Source organism: Natronorubrum sulfidifaciens JCM 14089 (assembly GCF_000337735.1).
GTDB classification, from domain to species: Archaea; Halobacteriota; Halobacteria; order Halobacteriales; family Natrialbaceae; genus Natronorubrum; species Natronorubrum sulfidifaciens.
Map to the genome: position 1 here is coordinate 359,628 of NZ_AOHX01000039.1, position 15,796 is coordinate 375,423.

Below are 15,796 nucleotides of genomic sequence, written 5' to 3' on the forward strand. Positions count from 1 at the left end.
TTTTGCTCGGGGAGACCGTTGAGCTACCTATGGATGTCATGTCGGACAGGAGCAAGCCTCGAGTCGAGGAGTACATGACGCGCGACGTGGTGACGGTCGCCCCCGACTCGACCGTCGGTGACGTTGCGACGCGAATCGCCGAGAGCGACGAACACAGTGGCTTCCCTGTCTGTGAGCGCCGCCGCGTGGACGGGTTTATCAGCGCCCGTGACCTGTTGCTGGCGGACGATGACGATCCCATCTTCAAGGTGATGGCGACGGACTTACTCGTCGCCCATCCCGATATGAAAGTGACCGACGCGGCCCGCGTTATTCTCCGATCGGGTATCCAGAAGCTCCCCGTTGTCGACGACGCTGGCAACCTCGTCGGCATCATCTCGAACGCCGACGTGATCCGCAGTCAGATCGAGCGGGCAACCCCCGAGAAGGTAGGGAAACTGATGCGTACGTTAGAACAGATTCACGACATCAACCTCGAGCAAGAGCGCCGAACGGTTCCGATTGCGGCACTCACGCCCACGCAGGGGCGCGTGTACGCCGACGAACTCGAGGGCCGGCGCTACGAACTCGAGCACGGACTGGCCGAACCGCTGGTCGTCATCGACAACAACGGAACGCTGCTGCTGGCCGACGGTCACCACCGGGTGCTCGCAGCGGATCGGCTCGATATCGACGAGATGGACGCCTACGTCATCGTCATCGACCAAGTGGTCGATCTGGGCATGGCCAACACGGCGAAAAAAGAGAATCTGGAGCGAATCGACGATATCGAAGTCGTCGACTACGCCCGCCACCCACTCGTCCAGACGACGAAGCGGCTGCAGTCAAAGCGGTAGTACGGTGGTTTACGGCCCGGTTTTCGGGTCTATCGGTCGTTGACTGTTGTTCGACGGACTGACTGTCCGACCGGTTGGATACTGGTGAGGATTATCCGTGCCCGGCCAGTAGGTCGCTCGATGACTGATGCCGGCGTCGGAACACCTGAGCGAGTCCTTATTGCAGGAGCGAGTGGCGACACTGGAACCGAACTACTGTCCGTGCTACGGCCGACTGCACTTACTGTTCGCGCGTCGACACGCTCGTACGAACACGTCGACACCCTCGAGCGACTCGGTGCCGACGAGGTGATCGTCGCCGATTTCTTCGAGTCGGGCGAGACGGTTGCTGCCGTCGAGGACTGTGATATCGTCTACTGTGCGGTCGGGACGCCACCGAGTTGGCGACACACGGTCGGTGGCAAGTTAGTCGATCGCACGGGCGTCATCAACCTCGTGACCGCGGCACTCCACGCGGGTGTCTCCCACTTCGTCCTCGAGAGTGCGATCGGCGTCGGAAACTCGAAAGCGGGGCTTTCGGTGCCGGCTCGCCTGCTGATCCGTGGCTCGCTGCGAGCCAAGCGGGATGCCGAGGACGTGTTGTCCCGATCCGGCCTGCCGTATACGATCTTTCGGCCGGGACGGCTGACGAACGACCCGCCGACAGAAGAGCCGGTCGTCGGCGTCGGCGGCACCTCCGTCTCGGGGTCGATCCCTCGAGCCGATGTCGCCCGCCTCATGGCCGTGGCACCGTTTACGCCCGCGGCACGAAACCGAACCTTCGAGGTCGTCAGTCGCGACGGACTCGCCGAACGGCCACGAAACGTCGTCAGCATCGACTGGGCGTTCGACCGTCTCGAAGAGTTCGAGACGACCACATGGGACGAGGACTGACGGTCGTCTGCGCCCGACTGTGATAGTAGCCACTGAACGTCAGTGCACACCCAATCGCACGACTGGAGCGCGGTTTGGTGCGAGACCCGCGGACAGTGCGATCGGTGTGTAAACCGTTTCAGTTGTTACGATCGCGCGCTACTGTCGGACAGCAGTCAGTGAGACGTCGGTCGCGAAGTCGTGGCCGATCTTCGAATCGTGCTGGCCGACAGTATCACAGCACCGTTGTCGAGAGCAGACCGACGACGCCGGCGAGCGTAAAGCCACTGCCGGGAATCGAGAGCAGGCCGCCGAAGATGAGATAGAGCACGCCGGAGCGCTGTCGGTCGGCGAGCACGGTTGGTTCGCCCCCGGTCGTAATCTCGAGCCAGTCGTCGCCGGCGACCGTAACCGGCGTGTGTCGGCCGCCGTCGTGGTCGCTCGACTCCCGGACGGTGCCGCCGAAGACGTGAACGTCGTGTCCCGCCTCGAGGCGCTGCTCTCGGTACTGACGGCTCTCGTCGGTCGGAGCCACAGCCTTGGGTAGTTCGGTCGTCTGCAACCGGTCTCTTTCGTCGGGCGAGAGCGCGCTGTGGTCTGTCCACGTCGTCTCCGAACGCACCCAGTCGGTGCCCGAGAAGACAGCATTGGCTGGATCGACTACGACACGGTCGACACCGTCTTCGACGGCGAAGGGCACGCCCGCTGACTGCCGGCCGTCGACCGTCCAGATCGGTTCACCCTCCTCGTCGCTGCCATCGCGAGCGCGTGACTGGACGGTGTATGCCAGACACGTCGTGCCGGTGATCGGTGCCTCGAGTGTCTGACCGTCGTGTTCCTGTGCGGTTCCGCCGAACTCGACGAAACCGCTCGTCTCGGGGACGGCACGGAGCGAGACTGGTCCGGCCGCACGAAGCGTTCGTGCGGTCCGGACGCGACTGGCACCGACTGCGGCGATAGACAGTCCACCACCCAGAAGGAGCAGACCGAACAGCGTCACACCCCCCATCACGAGGAGATCCGTCGACGACATGCCCAACCGTTACGCATCGGTGTGCATAACTCTCGCGACACCGGCCGGCGTCACGGAGCAGACAGCCGTCCTCGGCCGTCGTATCCACCCTCGAGCGCACGCCTTGCGGTCGGGTACAGCACTCGGCCGAACGGTACAGTTACCCGCCCACACGGTGATGGCTGTCGTATGACGAGCTGGATTGGCGATCTCTTTGGAAGCGATGTCGGCTGGACTCATCTCGAGGCGCTCGTCGATATCGGGAACCGGATGGCCGGCAGCGACGGCGAACGCGAGGCCGCAGAACTGACACGTGACGCGCTGACGGATGTCGGCGCGAGAAACGCCCGCCTCGAGTCGTTCGACATTCAGGGCTGGACGCGCAGTGAGAGTTCGATCGAAGCCGGCGAGACGACCCAAAAGTGCATCGCACTCCCGCGCAGTCCGTCCGAGCGCGTGACTGCGCCGCTGGTTGATCTCGGCTACGGCCTTCCGGAGGATTTCGAGACGGCCGACCTCGAGGGCACGGTCGTGATGGTCAGAAGCGACATTCCGGAGTACGCCGAACGCTACATCCACCGCCGGGAGAAGTATTACCACGCCGTCGATCACGGGGCCGTCGGGTTCATCTATCGTAACCACGTCGAGGGCTGCCTGCCGCCGACTGGGAGTGTTGGGACCGAGTCGAATCCGATCGGCGAGATTCCAGCCGTCGGCGTCTCGAGCGAGGTCGGGGCGCGACTGGCTCGCCGGTTCGACGGCGAGGAACTCACGCTTGCGGTCGACGCCGAAATTCACGAGACAAGCAGTCAGAACGTCCACGCCGAACTCGGCCCCGACACCGACGAGCGCGTGCTCGTGACCAGCCACGTCGACGCCCACGATATCGCGGAGGGTGCACTCGACAACGGCGCTGGCACGGCGATGCTCGTCGAACTCGCGAACGCGCTGGCGAGTCGTGAGGCCGACCTCGAGACTTGCGTCGAGTTCGTCGCCTACGGGGCCGAGGAGGTGGGTCTGGTCGGCTCCGCCCGCCACGCCGAGACGGCCGACCACGAGACGATCAAAGCGATCGTCAACAACGACGGCGTCGTTCGTGACCGAACGCTTTCGATGACGACCCATGGGTTCGACGGCCTCGAGGCCGCCGCAGACGCCGTTGCAGACCGCTACGATCACCCGATCGAGACGGTACCGAAACTCGGTCCCCACAGCGATCACTGGTCGTTCGTTCAGTGGGGCGTGCCGGGCACTCACGTCACGTCGACATCGGACGAGGTCGGCCGCGGTTGGGGCCACACTTTCGCCGACACCATCGAGAAACTCGAGCGACGAACCCTCCGGGAGCAAGCGATCTTGCTGACCGACCTCGTCGTCGAACTGGCGAGTGCGGACGTCACCGTCGTGCACCGAACGCCCGACGCCATCGCTGCCGACCTCGAGTCACAGGGGCTCGCCGAGGGGATGCAGATCACGGGCGACTGGCCGTACGAGTCGTAGTCGCTCGGGAGTCAACCGCACACTTTTTTCAGGTCCGCGCAAACGGTGAGGCATGGACGCCGCGTGGGCCGAAGCCGAACAGCCAGTTGTCGGAATCATCGAGCGGGCGTGTACGGACGACAGTGACGATGCCGGCACGCGGCTACTCCGCGTCGACAACGGCCTCGAGGGACTCGTTTCGGACCACGGTGGGACGATCGCTCGTGGCACCCTCGAGGACGTGCTCGAAACCGACCCCTCACTGATGGTGGCTGCAGGGGCGTCGACGCTTTCAGCGATCGCTCGAGCCGACCCCGACGCTCCCGTCCTCCCCGTTGGGGACATCGTCGGTCTCGAGACCGTCAACCGGGACGTGCTGCCGGACGCGCTCGCAGTCGCACTCGCCGGCGACGCGACGATTCGCCAGCGGTCAGTGCTGGGTGTCGACGTCGACGACGGGACGACTCGAGACGGTAACAACACCCCTGCGCGGGCGCTGTTCGACGTCACGCTCGTGACCGACGAACCCGCGCGAATCTCCGAGTACGGTGTCTCGAGTCGCGGCGAATCGGTGGCGACGTTTCGAGCCGACGGCGTCGTCGTCGCGACGCCGGCAGGCAGCCGTGGCTACGCCAGTGCCGTCGATGCGCCGCAGCTCTCCTCGGCCGTCGACGCCGTCGCTGTCACGCCGATTGCACCGTTTGTCATGCAGACGTGCCAGTGGGTGCTCCCCGAGGACGAGCTCACGCTCACCGTCGAGCGCAACGATACGCCGGTCAGACTCGTCGTTGACGACCGGCCAGCCGAGACGGTCCCCGTCGACACAGCGGTCACGATCGCTGCTGACGGCGCGCTGTCGACGCTGTCCGTGCCCGACCTCGAGTCAGAATAGGTGACCGACGGGACCCTAGCTGTTGTGAGGTTCCTCGTCGCGGTGATTGTCCGGGTTGAGGGTCTCGCGGGCGTCGTTCTCCCGCTCGTCGGATTTGTGTTCGATATCCTGCCGGCGCTGTGCTTCGTCTTGGCGTTCTCGGGCCTCTTTCTCCGCTTCGGTGAGTCCCTCGTCCTCGTCGTCGGCCTCAGGGTCCTCGTGTGCCAGTTCGACGTCTCGTCCGTGTTCGTCTTTCCCAATCTCGTCGGTAGAATCGGACATGCTGATCCCAATAGGGCTACCGTCGAGTCCCGAAAAGACGTTTGGCTTGCGAGAGTCGGCGCAAGAGCACGAGATCTGTCGGCGGCGCTACCAGGGCTCGCCGGAAGCGAGATCGATCTCGCTGTCGCCCTTTGCAGAGGGACAGATCTCAGCTAATACGCAGTCCGCACAGTCGGGGTTCCGGGCCGTGCAGGTCGCCCGGCCGTGATCGATACAGAGGTGGGTAAACTGCTGCCAGTAGCCTTCGGGGACGATTCCCATCAGGTCCTGTTCGATCGGCTCCGGGTACTCCTCCTCGGTCAGCCCGAGTCGACGCGAGAGTCGCTGGACGTGCGTATCGACGACGATCCCTTCGACAACGTCGTGGGCGTGTTGCAACACCACGTTCGCGGTCTTCCGGCCGACACCCGACAGTGCCGTGAGCTCGTCCATCGTATCCGGCACCTCGCCGTCGTGGTCCTCGAGAATCGTCGTACAGGCGCTACGGATGTATTTGGCCTTGTTGTTGTAGTAGGTGATCGAGTTCAGGTCCTCAGCGAGTTCCTCCTGTGAGACGGTTGCGTAGTCTTCCGGCCCGTCGTACTTCTCGAAGAGGTGTTTCGTCTCCTTGTTGACGCGCTCGTCGGTACACTGTGCCGAGAGCATCACCGCGATGAGCAACTCGAGGCGATTCGAATACCGCAGCGAAATCGTCGAGTCCGGATACGCCTCCTCGAGGCGTGTGATGACTTCCTCGGCCTGTTCTGCGCGGCTCTCGAGCGGGGTTCCCATTGCGCGTTCGTTGCGAGAGCGACCATTTGACCCTGTCGGTCAGCGACGGCGCGGGCTCGAGGCCGCGTCGTCGCCGACCCACTGTTGGCGGACCCACTGACCCGTTCGATCTAGATATATCGGAGATAAATACATTCTATAATCCGTGAGTAATTGACTGATGCCGTGTGTCAGTGTCGACGGAGACGGCTAACCGAGATGTACTCGAGCACACGACGTTTCGACACGGGGAGACAACACAACGGGCGGTGACGTGGTCGATGGACGAGCCATCGAGTACGGCGCGTTTTTGAGCGTGAGTTGCCGAATTACCTGTCGGTCGTCTTTGGAACTCGGCGTGCACCAGTAGCACGCTGCCATCGCCGACGCCCTCGAGTCGATGTGGCGGCGACCAGCAATCGACCGCTGACTCGAGCGCCTCGGCCGAGCGATCCTGCTTCGAAATAGCATACGGAAATTGATAGTAGTTAACTATTACTAAAATATCGTCATGTGTATCCGTGCGCTATCCATCGACTTGGCAGGCCGTCTCCGTCCGTCGGTTTCGTTCGACGATGCAGTCGCGGCTGTGCTGTGGTACCAAGCGTTAGTAGTCCCCAACTCGTACGCACGCATATGCCGAAAACAGCGCCGTTCGAGGAACACACCGACCGGTACGAAGGGTGGTTCGAGGCACACGACACCGTGTATCAGTCCGAACTCGAGGCGCTGGAACGTTTGGTGCCGTCGCCGGGCTACGGCATCGAAATCGGCGTCGGCAGCGCGCGCTTTGCCGAACCGCTCGGGCTGTCGGTCGGGATCGATCCGGCCGAGGCGATGCTCGAGTACGCCCGCGAGCGAGGGATCGACACCGTCAGAGGTGTCGCCGAAGCGCTCCCGTTCGCAGACGACGCGTTCGAGACCGCGCTGATCGTGACGACGATCTGTTTCGTCGACGATATCCCGCAGACGCTGGCCGAAGCGGATCGGATTCTCGAGCCGTCCGGACGGCTCGTGATCGGATATATCGACAAGGACAGTCCCGTCGGCCAGCGCTATCAGGAGACCAAAGACGAGAATCCGTTCTACAGGGACGCGACGTTCGTTTCGACCGACGAACTCGTCGCGGCCCTCGAGGCAGCCGGGTTCACCGAGTTCGAGTTCGTCCAGACCATCTACCACTGGCTCGACGAGGTCGATGGCCCCGAACCGATCGAGGAGGGGTACGGTGACGGCTCGTTCGTTGGAATCAAAGCGACTCGGTGACAGTCCCGTCGTTGCTCGACTACTGTGAAGGGCAGACAGAAGCCGCCCTCAGAACAGTCGCACGTCGCCGGCCACGAGCGCTCGAGAGAACGAGTCGAGACGCTCGAGTTCGGCGGTGACGAGACGACGTATCTCGCCGTCGTCGCGTGTCGTCGTCTCGACTTCGACAGCGAGTGGCTCCGTGACTGGCGCGCCGATCTGAGACAGGAGTGTTACGGCGGCGTACTCGGCACCGAGGTCGTCGGCGATCCCATCGCAGATCGAATCCGGATGTCCGACTCCTTTCGCTCGACGAACGCTGTCGAGCGTGATGTGAAGGGATCTTGCTCGAGGTGCATAACGGTCCACGAGGTGTCAGCCGTGAACCGCCACGGGCGCGGTGGCCCGTGGCTTCCCGTGGATTAGTCTGACACACCCGCGACACCATCGGCGTGGTGGCCTCTGGCGGTGTCGTGGGTCACGGTCGGCTGGTTCACACAGCCCGATACCTGCCGTCGCAACTTCCGCACGTTGGGAAGTGTCTTGAGAGCAGGCACATTCCGATTCAGTTTCGCCAATCCTTTCTTGGCGATGTTGATGGCCGCATTCCGGTCGGCATGGTCTTGCCGCCTACACTCCACGCACTTGAACCGCTTCTTGTTACGGTTTGCACGAGTCGTATGCTCACACTCCGTGAGTGAACACGCCTGACTCGTGTATTCTGGGGTGATTTCGTCAGACGGGATGCCTTGGAACGCGGCTTTGTACGTGATGAACTCTCGAAGTTTGCGGAACGGAAGTGAGTGAAGGCGGCGGTTCATCCGTGTTCCGTAGTCAATCGAGTCCCGCATCTCTTTGAGGTCTTCAAAGACGATGCACGGTTTCTCGAACCGTGACACCCACTCCACGACTTGGCGTGAGACCTTGTGGAGTTGGCCGTGGACGAACCGTTCCTCCTGCTGCTCGAACGCACGGTCGAACGAGGATTTTCCGTTGTACTGCATCCGCTTTCGTATCGTGAAATACCGATGCCGCTTCTCCTTGATTTCAGGGAAGTCGATGACTACCGAATCAACAATGTCGTCCTCGTGGAGGACAGCAAGCGCAACGCAATCCTCGTTAATATCCACACCAACCACCGTTCGTGAATCCTCTTTGTCACGGACTTCGGCCTCAGTGTGGGTAGTGTTGATGTGGAGTTCGTAGTTACCGTTGCGATTCATCGCTTCTGCCGTCCCGACCCGCCAGTCATCGGATTCGATGGCGTTACGGAGTTGTTCGAGGGCGGCGGGAGAGCCGTACAACGTGCCTTTCACCGGGTTGTACGGTTTCGCGCTGATACGGTAGCGGATGCAGTCATCTTCGGGGAACAGGTTGTAGCCTTCCTCGTAGTTCGACCGGAGCGGGTACGCGCCGTCTTTGGTGTAGCTGGGTTGGTTGTAGTCGTCGTACTCGTAGTAGTTTTCAATTGCTTCGAGCGATTTCTGTACGACAAGTTGTGCGGTGTTGTTCACGAGATTGGCATTTGACTCTAAATCCTGCCGAATCTCGTCCCAGTCCTCACCGTTCTTTGCCCGCTGAATGGTTTCGTTGTAAACCGAGCGGGCTTCGAGGAAGGCGTCGTCCAGAAGTTGCTGACCGCTCTCGTCGGGTTGGAGTTGAAAGACGAGTGTTTTGGTCAGCGACTTCTGCATACGCTAATCGTCGTACTGCGGTCTTGTAAAGGTATTGAGTCCGGTTGATAGGTTGGACGAGTGTCGGGCTTCACCCCCGACCCCGGTGGGGCGGGGTACTCGCCCTCGTTCATCTACTATAGACAGAGGACGGTTATGTCTAGAGGGTGAGGCCCTAAACTATCAGATCGTCTGACTCACCAGTACAGCCAAATGGGTTCGTTGAGTAGCCCGTTCTATGACTGCCATCGAACTCGAGGGGCTCACGAAAGATTACGGCGAGGTCCTCGCAAACGACGGGTTGACGTTCAGCGTCGACACGGGGGAGGTCTTCGGCTATTTAGGGCCGAACGGCGCTGGCAAGACGACGACCATTCGGATGCTGCTTGGCTTTATTTCGCCGACGGCGGGGTCCGGACGGGTGCTGGGCCACGACATCCAGGACGAACGGGCACTTATCGAGGCCAAACGGCAGATCGGCTATCTCTCCGACGAGCCAGGGTTCGACGAGCAGGCGACCGGCGACGAGATCCTCGAGCTCCACGCCGCGGTCAAAGGCGACGAGCGAAGCGACGAACTGCTCGAGTTGTTCGACCCGCCGATGGATCGGAAGATCCGCGAGTACTCGCGTGGGAACGTCCAGAAGCTGGGACTCGTGACGACGTTCATGCACGATCCGGAGCTCGTGATCTTAGACGAGCCAACGAGCGGTCTCGACCCGCTGATGAAACAGCGCTTTGCCGAGTTCCTCCGACGCGAGAAAGAAAACGGGGTGACGGTCTTCTTTTCCTCGCACATTCTGAGCGAGGTGCGACGGCTCTGTGACCGTGTCGGCATTATTCGCAGCGGCGAACTCGTCACGATCGAACCCATCGAGACGCTGCTGACCCGAAGCGGGAAAGCAGTGCGGATCCAGAGCGAGGCACCGATTCCGCTCACGGTGCTCGATATCGACGGCGTCCACGACCTCGAGACGAGTATCCCCGGTGATGTGGCCGATGTCGATCCCGACTCGGCGTTTACCGAGTGTACGTTCACGTACACTGGAGACATCAACCGACTCCTCACAGCGCTCTCCGAGTACGAACTGTTGGATCTCTCGATCGAGGAAGCGCCACTCGAGGACGTCTTCCTGCGGTTTTACGGGGGTGAGAACGATGTTTGAGTTCCTCCGATACGACGGACGAAAGCGCATCAAGGGCAGTCTGTATCTGTCGGTTGGGCTGGCGGTGCTGGCGGGAATGATCATCTGGATCTATCCCTCGTTTCGGGACACCTTCGATGAAGACGAACTCCTTGCCGCCTATCCACAGGAGATCATCCAGCTATTCGACGTACAGACGATGACCTCACTCGAGGGATTCCTCGCGTTCGAACTCTACGTCTTCGGCTGGGTGATCCTGCTTGGGCTTTACTTCGCCTACAGCGCTGCGGGTGTGATCGCCGACGAAATCGACCGTGGCCGGATGGATTCGCTACTGGCGATGCCGGTGTCTCGTCGCCGGCTACTGACTGAGAAGTTCGCTGCGCTTGGCGTTCCGATCGTCATCGTGAACCTCCTGTTGCCGCCCGTCGTGCTCGGCGGCGGCTGGTTGATCGGCGAATCGATGTCCGTGATGGACGTGTTCGCGGTCCATCTCCTCTCGATTCCGTATCTGTTCGCCTGTGCTGGGATCGGGCTCATCTGCTCTGTCGCCTTCGATCGCTCGGCGATCGCCCAACGGGTCGCACTCGGCGTTACGTTCGCCCTGTTCTTGATGCAATCGGTGCTTCAGGGAACCGATTACGAAGCGATCGGAGCGCTCACACCGATGGAGTACTTCAATCCGAACGAGATCCTGCTCGAGGGGACGTACGATCTCGGCAACGCTGTAATTCTTCTCGCCATGACAGTGCTGTTCGTCGTCATCAGCCAGTTCTGGTTTGTGCGAAAGGACATCTGAGACGGTTCGCACCCTTTGAAAGGGGCCCGGTGTGTGCGGACCGAAGGGATAGTATAAGGATGATACATGAGAGAGATGGCATATACCATGTCATCGTCACGCTCCGATGTCGGCGGCAGTCTGTTGGTCCCGGTTGCAAACCCCGAGACTGCTGACCGACAGCTCGATACCGCAATCGACATCGCGACCGACCGTTCGTACCGCGTTCTCCTCGTCTATATCGTCGACGTCCCCTCACAACTGTCGTTGCAGGACGGTCGGCGATACCTGCTCGAGGACGACGACGAGGAGATGCTTGCGGCAGCGGCGGCGCGTGTCGAGGACGCCGGAGTCCCCGTCGACAAACGGATTCGGATGGCTCGTGGAGTCTCGACGGGGATCATCGGCGCTGCAAAGAAATACGACGTCGATACGATTCTGATGGGGTGGCGGGGACGGCCACCGCGCCAGGACATCATTTTGGGGAACCACATTGACAGAGTGCTGCGAGACGCCGCGTGTGACGTCCTCGTCAAACGGATCAAGACGCCGACGCCAGCCCCCATCGAGAACGTGCTCGTTCCAGTTGCCGGTGGGCCACACGAGAGTCTCGCCACCGACGCAGCCGCCTCGATTGCCCGCCGAAACGACGCCGCAGTCACGCTGTTGCACGTCCGCGAACCGGACGGTCCCGAACGGACTCGAGCGGAAGCGAAAACGCTGCTCGCGCAGGCTGCAGCCGCGTTCGATGACGGGCTGTCGATCGACCGGCAGATCGTCGAAAGCGATGATGTCGACGCGGCAATTACCGACCGGACCAGCGAACACGAGGTCACCGTCCTCGGCACTTCACGTGGTGGCCTCATCCAGCGTGCGCTTCTCGGGACGACCTCCGAAGCAGTCGGGCGACACGCTGCTAACACGGTTATTCTGGCCAAGCGCCACGATCCCGTCCCGTCGCGACTGCGCCGACTGCTCTCCTGAGACGGTTTCGTGTCGTCACTGACCGCCGATCGTCGACCCGTGCTAGCGATCGGCGGGACATCGGGACAGCAATCCGTATGACTCGGCGACTCGAGCGCGCTCGAATCCCTGCTCGATGAGCACGGGCTGGTATAGTAACAACTGAACCGATGTACACACTGATCGCAGAGCCGTCATGCGGTCTGGTGTGCAGTGACGTGCAGTGGCTAGTATAGCTTCTTACCGATCGCGCTCGTAGCGGAAGCCAATGGATGGCACGATCTTGCTCCCGGTCGATCCCGACACCGATTCGACGGCGGCGACCGACTGCGCCATCGCGAGTGCACGCCAGACTGACGCGACGATTCGTGTCCTGTCCGTTCTCGAGTTCCACGACCTCGAGTCGCTTCCGGCTGCCGAAACGGCATCGCTTCGAGCGGCGGCCACACGGCGCGCTCGGGCGGCGGTCGACGCGGCGGCCGAACGCATCGAGAACGCCGGCATCCCTGTCGTTCGGGACCGCTGTGAGGGAGTCCCGTATCAGGAGATCGTGTCGCTCGCCGCGCAGACAGACCCCGGACTGATCGTGATGGGAACCCGCGGATCGACGACGGCCGACGAGCCCGACCCTCGAGTCGGGAGCACGACCCAACGGGTGCTCGCGCTGTCGGCCGTTCCGGTACTTGCCGTGCCACTCGACAGGCAGCCGTGGCCTGACACGGCCTCGGCCGGATGCAGCCGCGTTGTGATCGCGACCGACGGGAGCGACGCCGCCGAACGCGCTGCCGACTCCGCCCTCGAACTCGTGGCGGCTGCGCGTGGCGTCGTCGACGTGATCTCCGTCATCGACGAAACCGCCCCCATACTCGAGGACGCGCCAGCATCCGTTCTCGAGCTGCGTCGGGAGGGCGGTCACGACGCGATCGAACCGATCGCCGTCACGGCGCGTAGTCGTGACCTCGAGGTGCGGACCGATGTCCTCCGCGGGGTTCCACACGACGAACTCGTGTCGTACGCGAGTGCCGTCGATGCCGACCTACTCGCGATGGGTGCACGCGGGCTCGCCGTCGGCGGGGACCCCGTTCTCGGCGGAACGACGGCACGTGTCCTCGAGCGCGCCGATAGACCCGTGCTGGCGGTTCGGTAAGTATCCCGTTCCAGCTCGTGGTACTCGGAGACAGGATTATCCCAACCGCACGAGTAAGAGTCGTATGGTCGAGCGTGTTCTCGTCGCGTACGATGGGTCACCACCGTCGAACGACGCCCTCGAGTACGCCTTCGAGACGTTTCCCGAGGCCGACATGACGGCGTTACACGTCATCGAGGTGCCGGAGTCACACGTCGCGATTCTCGAGGGGCCCGAGATCCGGCCACCCGTGACCGAGCGACTCCGCGAACATGGGATGGACGTCCTCGACGAGGCGATGGAACTCGCGGCCGCATATGGCCGTGCCCTCGAGACGGAGATCCTGACGGGAAAGCCGGATCGTCGGATCGTCGACTACGCAACGCAGGCAGACTATGACACGATCGTTATCGGGAGCCACGGGCGGGAGGGCATCTCACGTGTCCTGCTCGGAACCGTCTCAGAGGATGTCGTTCGCCGAGCGCCGATGCCCGTCGTTGTGGTTCGCTAGCGACGAAGCTGTCGACAGCATATTTGTGTTGGCTGTCCGAACTGACTGTATGGACGGCTGTTCGAGCGATCGCCGGGCCCGTATCGAGCGATGAAGGGGTACTACCTCCGCTATCTACAGGTGCTCGTGCAGTTTGCACCGATCGCGGTCGCGCTGGTTCGGGATCGACGGCGATTCCTGTTGTTCGGTCCCTCACGCCGGGTGTCGGCGGAAACACACCGACAGCGTGCCGACCGACTGACCGGCACGATGCTCGAGCTCGGCCCGGCGTTTATCAAGGTTGGGCAGGTGCTGTCGACGCGTCCGGATATCGTCCCACCGACGTACGTCGAGGCGCTGTCGACGTTACAGGACGAAGTCCCCGAGGATGCAGGCGGCGATCCGCTGGCCGTCGTCGAGGCCGAACTCGGCGACGAACTCGACCTCGAGACCCTCGAGCCGGTTGCGGGTGGCTCGCTCGCGTTCGTCTACACTGCCGTATACGACGGCGACCGAATCGCCCTGAAAGTCAGACGACCGGGGCTGGTTCCAGTGATCGAGCGTGACCTCCGCGTCGTCAGGGGGCTCGTCCCGCTGTTGTCGCTCGTTGCCGACGAGCACCAGCAGTACTCGATCGAGAACCTCGCCGACGACTTCGAGAACATCATCCTCGAGGAGCTGGATTTCGAGCGCGAGGCGTCGATCATGGCCGAAATCGAAGACAACCTCGCGGACACCGAGCGGGTCGTTGTCCCCTCGACGTACGACGAGCTGTGTTCGGATCGTGTGGTGGCGATGGAGTACGTCGAGGGGACGAAGATCACTGACGACCGCGCCCTCGCCGAGGTCGGTATCGAACCCACCGAAATGGCGACCCTGATCGCCCGTACGTATCTGCGGATGGGACTCGTCGACGGCGTCTTTCAGGCCGATCCACACCCGGGCAATCTCGCGGTGACCGATGCGGGACGGCTGGTGATCTACGACTACGGCATGAGCCAGCGACTGACGCCACAGGAACAGGCCGATCTGACGAGTCTGTATCGAACGCTCGTCCGCCGTGACGTCGACGGGCTGTTGAACACGCTCATCGCCCTCGAGATCCTCGCTCCCACGGTCGATCGGGCCGCCGTCCGACAGATACTCGAGTTAGTGATCGAGAACCTCGAGGGGCGTTCCGTGATCACTTGGCGTGCGATCATCACCGAGCTGTTTGCGATGCTTCACGAGTTCCCGTTCCGAATCCCGCCGAACGTGATGTTGCTCATGCGGGCCGGGACGGTCGGCGAAGGCGTCTGTCGGAGCCTCGATCCGGAGTTCGACTTCCTGGGTGTCACGCGCTCGTTTCTCGTCGATCACGGCTTCATCGAAAGCGAGTTCGAAGCGCTGCTTGCCGACGTCCGGACGGACCTCCGCGAGTCCGCGCCCGTCCTCGCTCGAGCGCCCGCCCGGTTCGATACTGTCTTCGGACAGCTCGAACGCGGCGAACTCGTCGTCAGAACCGATCCAATCGAGCCGACACGTGGCGGCGATCCGGCGGTCGGCTACGCGGTCGTCGCTGGTGCGTTGCTCGTCACGTCGGCGATCTTGACGTTTCACGAGTTGCCACTCGAGGTTGCGAGCCTACTCGGCGCGCTCGTCGTGTTCGGACAGTACGTTCGCCGACGCTGGACGTGGTAAGGTCGACTCCCATCCGCCAGTGCCGGCGCGACCACCGCAGCGACACCGCGGAACTCGAGGCCACAGACTGTGCGACACACCGTCGATGTGGGGGATTCTTGTCGCTGTCGCACCAACAGCCGCCAATGGACAAAATCTCCTACGAGTATACGTTCGGGATGGACGAGACGGCCATCGACGAAACGCTACAGGATCACGAGGTCGGCGTCCTCGCGCTCGCGGACGACTCGAGTGCGTACGCCGTGCCGGTCGCCTACCACTACGACGGCTCGTCGCTGTACATTCGGCTGACGAGCGACGGCTCGAGTACGAAGATGGCGTTTCTCGAGGCGACGGCCGACGCCTGTCTCTGTCTGTACAACATCGAACGGGCGGATACGTACTGGAGCATCATCGTCAGAGGGCCGGTACGGAAGCTCACCGACGACGAGCAGGCGGCGTTCGACGAGACGGCCGTCAACGAGTCGTTCCGACAGCTCCCGGTCTTCGATCAGGATGTCGAGGACCTCGATGTCGAGATTTACGAACTCGAGATGGAGACGGTCACCGGCCGGGAACGCGGGGCCTAACGGGGGCTCTGTCGTTTCCGGAACGCCGATTTTCCCAGTACATATA

The 15,796-nt window shown here is 62.3% G+C and carries 17 protein-coding genes; 12 read left to right on the forward strand and 5 right to left on the reverse strand.

The window, feature by feature from the left end; genetic code table 11:
- Window positions 1–29: 29 nt before the first annotated feature.
- On the forward strand, window positions 30–836 hold the full coding sequence (locus C495_RS11610; RefSeq protein WP_049890289.1) for a CBS domain-containing protein: 807 nt from the start codon (window positions 30–32) through the stop codon (window positions 834–836).
- Between the two features lie 120 nt (window positions 837–956).
- A complete protein-coding gene (locus C495_RS11615) occupies window positions 957–1,709 on the forward strand; it encodes an SDR family oxidoreductase (RefSeq protein ID WP_008163106.1) in 753 nt (250 codons plus the stop codon).
- A gap of 214 nt (window positions 1,710–1,923) precedes the next feature.
- Here C495_RS11615 and C495_RS11620 read toward each other — a convergent pair whose 3' ends face one another.
- Complete coding sequence (locus C495_RS11620) at window positions 1,924–2,721, reverse strand: hypothetical protein (RefSeq protein ID WP_008163108.1); 798 nt, start codon at window positions 2,719–2,721, stop codon at window positions 1,924–1,926.
- Between the two features lie 168 nt (window positions 2,722–2,889).
- On the opposite strand from C495_RS11620, the gene C495_RS11625 reads away from it, so the two are divergent.
- Complete coding sequence (locus C495_RS11625; protein WP_008163110.1) at window positions 2,890–4,200, forward strand: M28 family peptidase; 1,311 nt, start codon at window positions 2,890–2,892, stop codon at window positions 4,198–4,200.
- 52 nt (window positions 4,201–4,252) lie between these two features.
- Window positions 4,253–5,071 (forward strand): NAD(+)/NADH kinase, encoded by an 819-nt coding sequence (locus C495_RS11630; RefSeq protein WP_008163111.1) that lies wholly within the window; start codon window positions 4,253–4,255, stop codon window positions 5,069–5,071.
- 15 nt (window positions 5,072–5,086) lie between these two features.
- Here C495_RS11630 and C495_RS11635 read toward each other — a convergent pair whose 3' ends face one another.
- Together C495_RS11635 and nth are read right to left on the reverse strand one after the other, a co-directional pair.
- Window positions 5,087–5,332: a hypothetical protein gene (locus C495_RS11635; RefSeq protein ID WP_008163113.1), complete on the reverse strand. Its 246-nt coding sequence runs from the start codon at window positions 5,330–5,332 to the stop codon at window positions 5,087–5,089.
- Window positions 5,333–5,419: 87 nt separating this feature from the next.
- Window positions 5,420–6,103, reverse strand: coding sequence for an endonuclease III (gene nth, locus C495_RS11640; RefSeq protein ID WP_008163115.1), 684 nt, complete (start codon window positions 6,101–6,103; stop codon window positions 5,420–5,422).
- Window positions 6,104–6,718: 615 nt separating this feature from the next.
- On the opposite strand from nth, the gene C495_RS11645 reads away from it, so the two are divergent.
- Window positions 6,719–7,348: a class I SAM-dependent methyltransferase gene (locus tag C495_RS11645; protein WP_008163117.1), complete on the forward strand. Its 630-nt coding sequence runs from the start codon at window positions 6,719–6,721 to the stop codon at window positions 7,346–7,348.
- Window positions 7,349–7,396: 48 nt separating this feature from the next.
- On the opposite strand, the gene C495_RS11650 is transcribed toward C495_RS11645, so the two are convergent.
- Together C495_RS11650 and C495_RS11655 are read right to left on the reverse strand one after the other, a co-directional pair.
- A complete protein-coding gene (locus C495_RS11650) occupies window positions 7,397–7,696 on the reverse strand; it encodes a hypothetical protein (protein ID WP_008163120.1) in 300 nt (99 codons plus the stop codon).
- A gap of 53 nt (window positions 7,697–7,749) precedes the next feature.
- Entirely contained in the window at window positions 7,750–9,021 is a 1,272-nt protein-coding gene (locus C495_RS11655) for an RNA-guided endonuclease InsQ/TnpB family protein (protein ID WP_008163122.1), read from the reverse strand.
- 217 nt (window positions 9,022–9,238) lie between these two features.
- Between C495_RS11655 and C495_RS11660 the strand changes: the two genes are divergently transcribed.
- The 7 genes from C495_RS11660 (at window position 9,239) to C495_RS11690 (ending at window position 15,750) form a co-directional block, all read left to right on the forward strand.
- On the forward strand, window positions 9,239–10,165 hold the full coding sequence (locus C495_RS11660) for an ABC transporter ATP-binding protein (RefSeq protein ID WP_008163124.1): 927 nt from the start codon (window positions 9,239–9,241) through the stop codon (window positions 10,163–10,165).
- Window positions 10,158–10,943, forward strand: a complete 786-nt coding sequence (locus C495_RS11665; protein ID WP_008163125.1) for an ABC transporter permease subunit — start codon at window positions 10,158–10,160, stop codon at window positions 10,941–10,943. Before C495_RS11660 ends, C495_RS11665 begins: the two co-directional genes overlap by 8 nt.
- A gap of 87 nt (window positions 10,944–11,030) precedes the next feature.
- Window positions 11,031–11,906 carry a universal stress protein gene (locus tag C495_RS11670; protein ID WP_008163127.1) on the forward strand — a complete coding sequence of 292 codons (876 nt, stop codon included), beginning with the start codon at window positions 11,031–11,033 and terminating at the stop codon, window positions 11,904–11,906.
- A 247-nt stretch (window positions 11,907–12,153) separates the two neighbouring features.
- Window positions 12,154–13,032, forward strand: coding sequence for a universal stress protein (locus C495_RS11675; protein ID WP_008163130.1), 879 nt, complete (start codon window positions 12,154–12,156; stop codon window positions 13,030–13,032).
- A 64-nt stretch (window positions 13,033–13,096) separates the two neighbouring features.
- Window positions 13,097–13,522 carry a universal stress protein gene (locus tag C495_RS11680; RefSeq protein ID WP_008163132.1) on the forward strand — a complete coding sequence of 142 codons (426 nt, stop codon included), beginning with the start codon at window positions 13,097–13,099 and terminating at the stop codon, window positions 13,520–13,522.
- A 90-nt stretch (window positions 13,523–13,612) separates the two neighbouring features.
- Complete coding sequence (locus C495_RS11685) at window positions 13,613–15,181, forward strand: ABC1 kinase family protein (protein WP_008163133.1); 1,569 nt, start codon at window positions 13,613–13,615, stop codon at window positions 15,179–15,181.
- 125 nt (window positions 15,182–15,306) lie between these two features.
- Entirely contained in the window at window positions 15,307–15,750 is a 444-nt protein-coding gene (locus C495_RS11690; protein ID WP_008163135.1) for a pyridoxamine 5'-phosphate oxidase family protein, read from the forward strand.
- Window positions 15,751–15,796: the final 46 nt, after the last annotated feature.

Excerpts from the sequence above, each read along its gene's own strand:
- C495_RS11610 (WP_049890289.1), top strand. The coding sequence starts at position 30 with ATGGATGTCATGTCGGACAGGAGCAAGCCTCGAGTCGAGGAGTACATG.
- C495_RS11615 (WP_008163106.1), top strand. The coding sequence starts at position 957 with ATGACTGATGCCGGCGTCGGAACACCTGAGCGAGTCCTTATTGCAGGA.
- C495_RS11620 (WP_008163108.1), bottom strand. The coding sequence starts at position 2,721 with ATGTCGTCGACGGATCTCCTCGTGATGGGGGGTGTGACGCTGTTCGGT.
- C495_RS11625 (WP_008163110.1), top strand. The coding sequence starts at position 2,890 with ATGACGAGCTGGATTGGCGATCTCTTTGGAAGCGATGTCGGCTGGACT.
- C495_RS11630 (WP_008163111.1), top strand. The coding sequence starts at position 4,253 with ATGGACGCCGCGTGGGCCGAAGCCGAACAGCCAGTTGTCGGAATCATC.
- C495_RS11635 (WP_008163113.1), bottom strand. The coding sequence starts at position 5,332 with ATGTCCGATTCTACCGACGAGATTGGGAAAGACGAACACGGACGAGAC.
- nth (WP_008163115.1), bottom strand. The coding sequence starts at position 6,103 with ATGGGAACCCCGCTCGAGAGCCGCGCAGAACAGGCCGAGGAAGTCATC.
- C495_RS11645 (WP_008163117.1), top strand. The coding sequence starts at position 6,719 with ATGCCGAAAACAGCGCCGTTCGAGGAACACACCGACCGGTACGAAGGG.
- C495_RS11655 (WP_008163122.1), bottom strand. The coding sequence starts at position 9,021 with ATGCAGAAGTCGCTGACCAAAACACTCGTCTTTCAACTCCAACCCGAC.
- C495_RS11660 (WP_008163124.1), top strand. The coding sequence starts at position 9,239 with ATGACTGCCATCGAACTCGAGGGGCTCACGAAAGATTACGGCGAGGTC.
- C495_RS11665 (WP_008163125.1), top strand. The coding sequence starts at position 10,158 with ATGTTTGAGTTCCTCCGATACGACGGACGAAAGCGCATCAAGGGCAGT.
- C495_RS11670 (WP_008163127.1), top strand. The coding sequence starts at position 11,031 with ATGTCATCGTCACGCTCCGATGTCGGCGGCAGTCTGTTGGTCCCGGTT.
- C495_RS11675 (WP_008163130.1), top strand. The coding sequence starts at position 12,154 with ATGGATGGCACGATCTTGCTCCCGGTCGATCCCGACACCGATTCGACG.
- C495_RS11680 (WP_008163132.1), top strand. The coding sequence starts at position 13,097 with ATGGTCGAGCGTGTTCTCGTCGCGTACGATGGGTCACCACCGTCGAAC.
- C495_RS11685 (WP_008163133.1), top strand. The coding sequence starts at position 13,613 with ATGAAGGGGTACTACCTCCGCTATCTACAGGTGCTCGTGCAGTTTGCA.
- C495_RS11690 (WP_008163135.1), top strand. The coding sequence starts at position 15,307 with ATGGACAAAATCTCCTACGAGTATACGTTCGGGATGGACGAGACGGCC.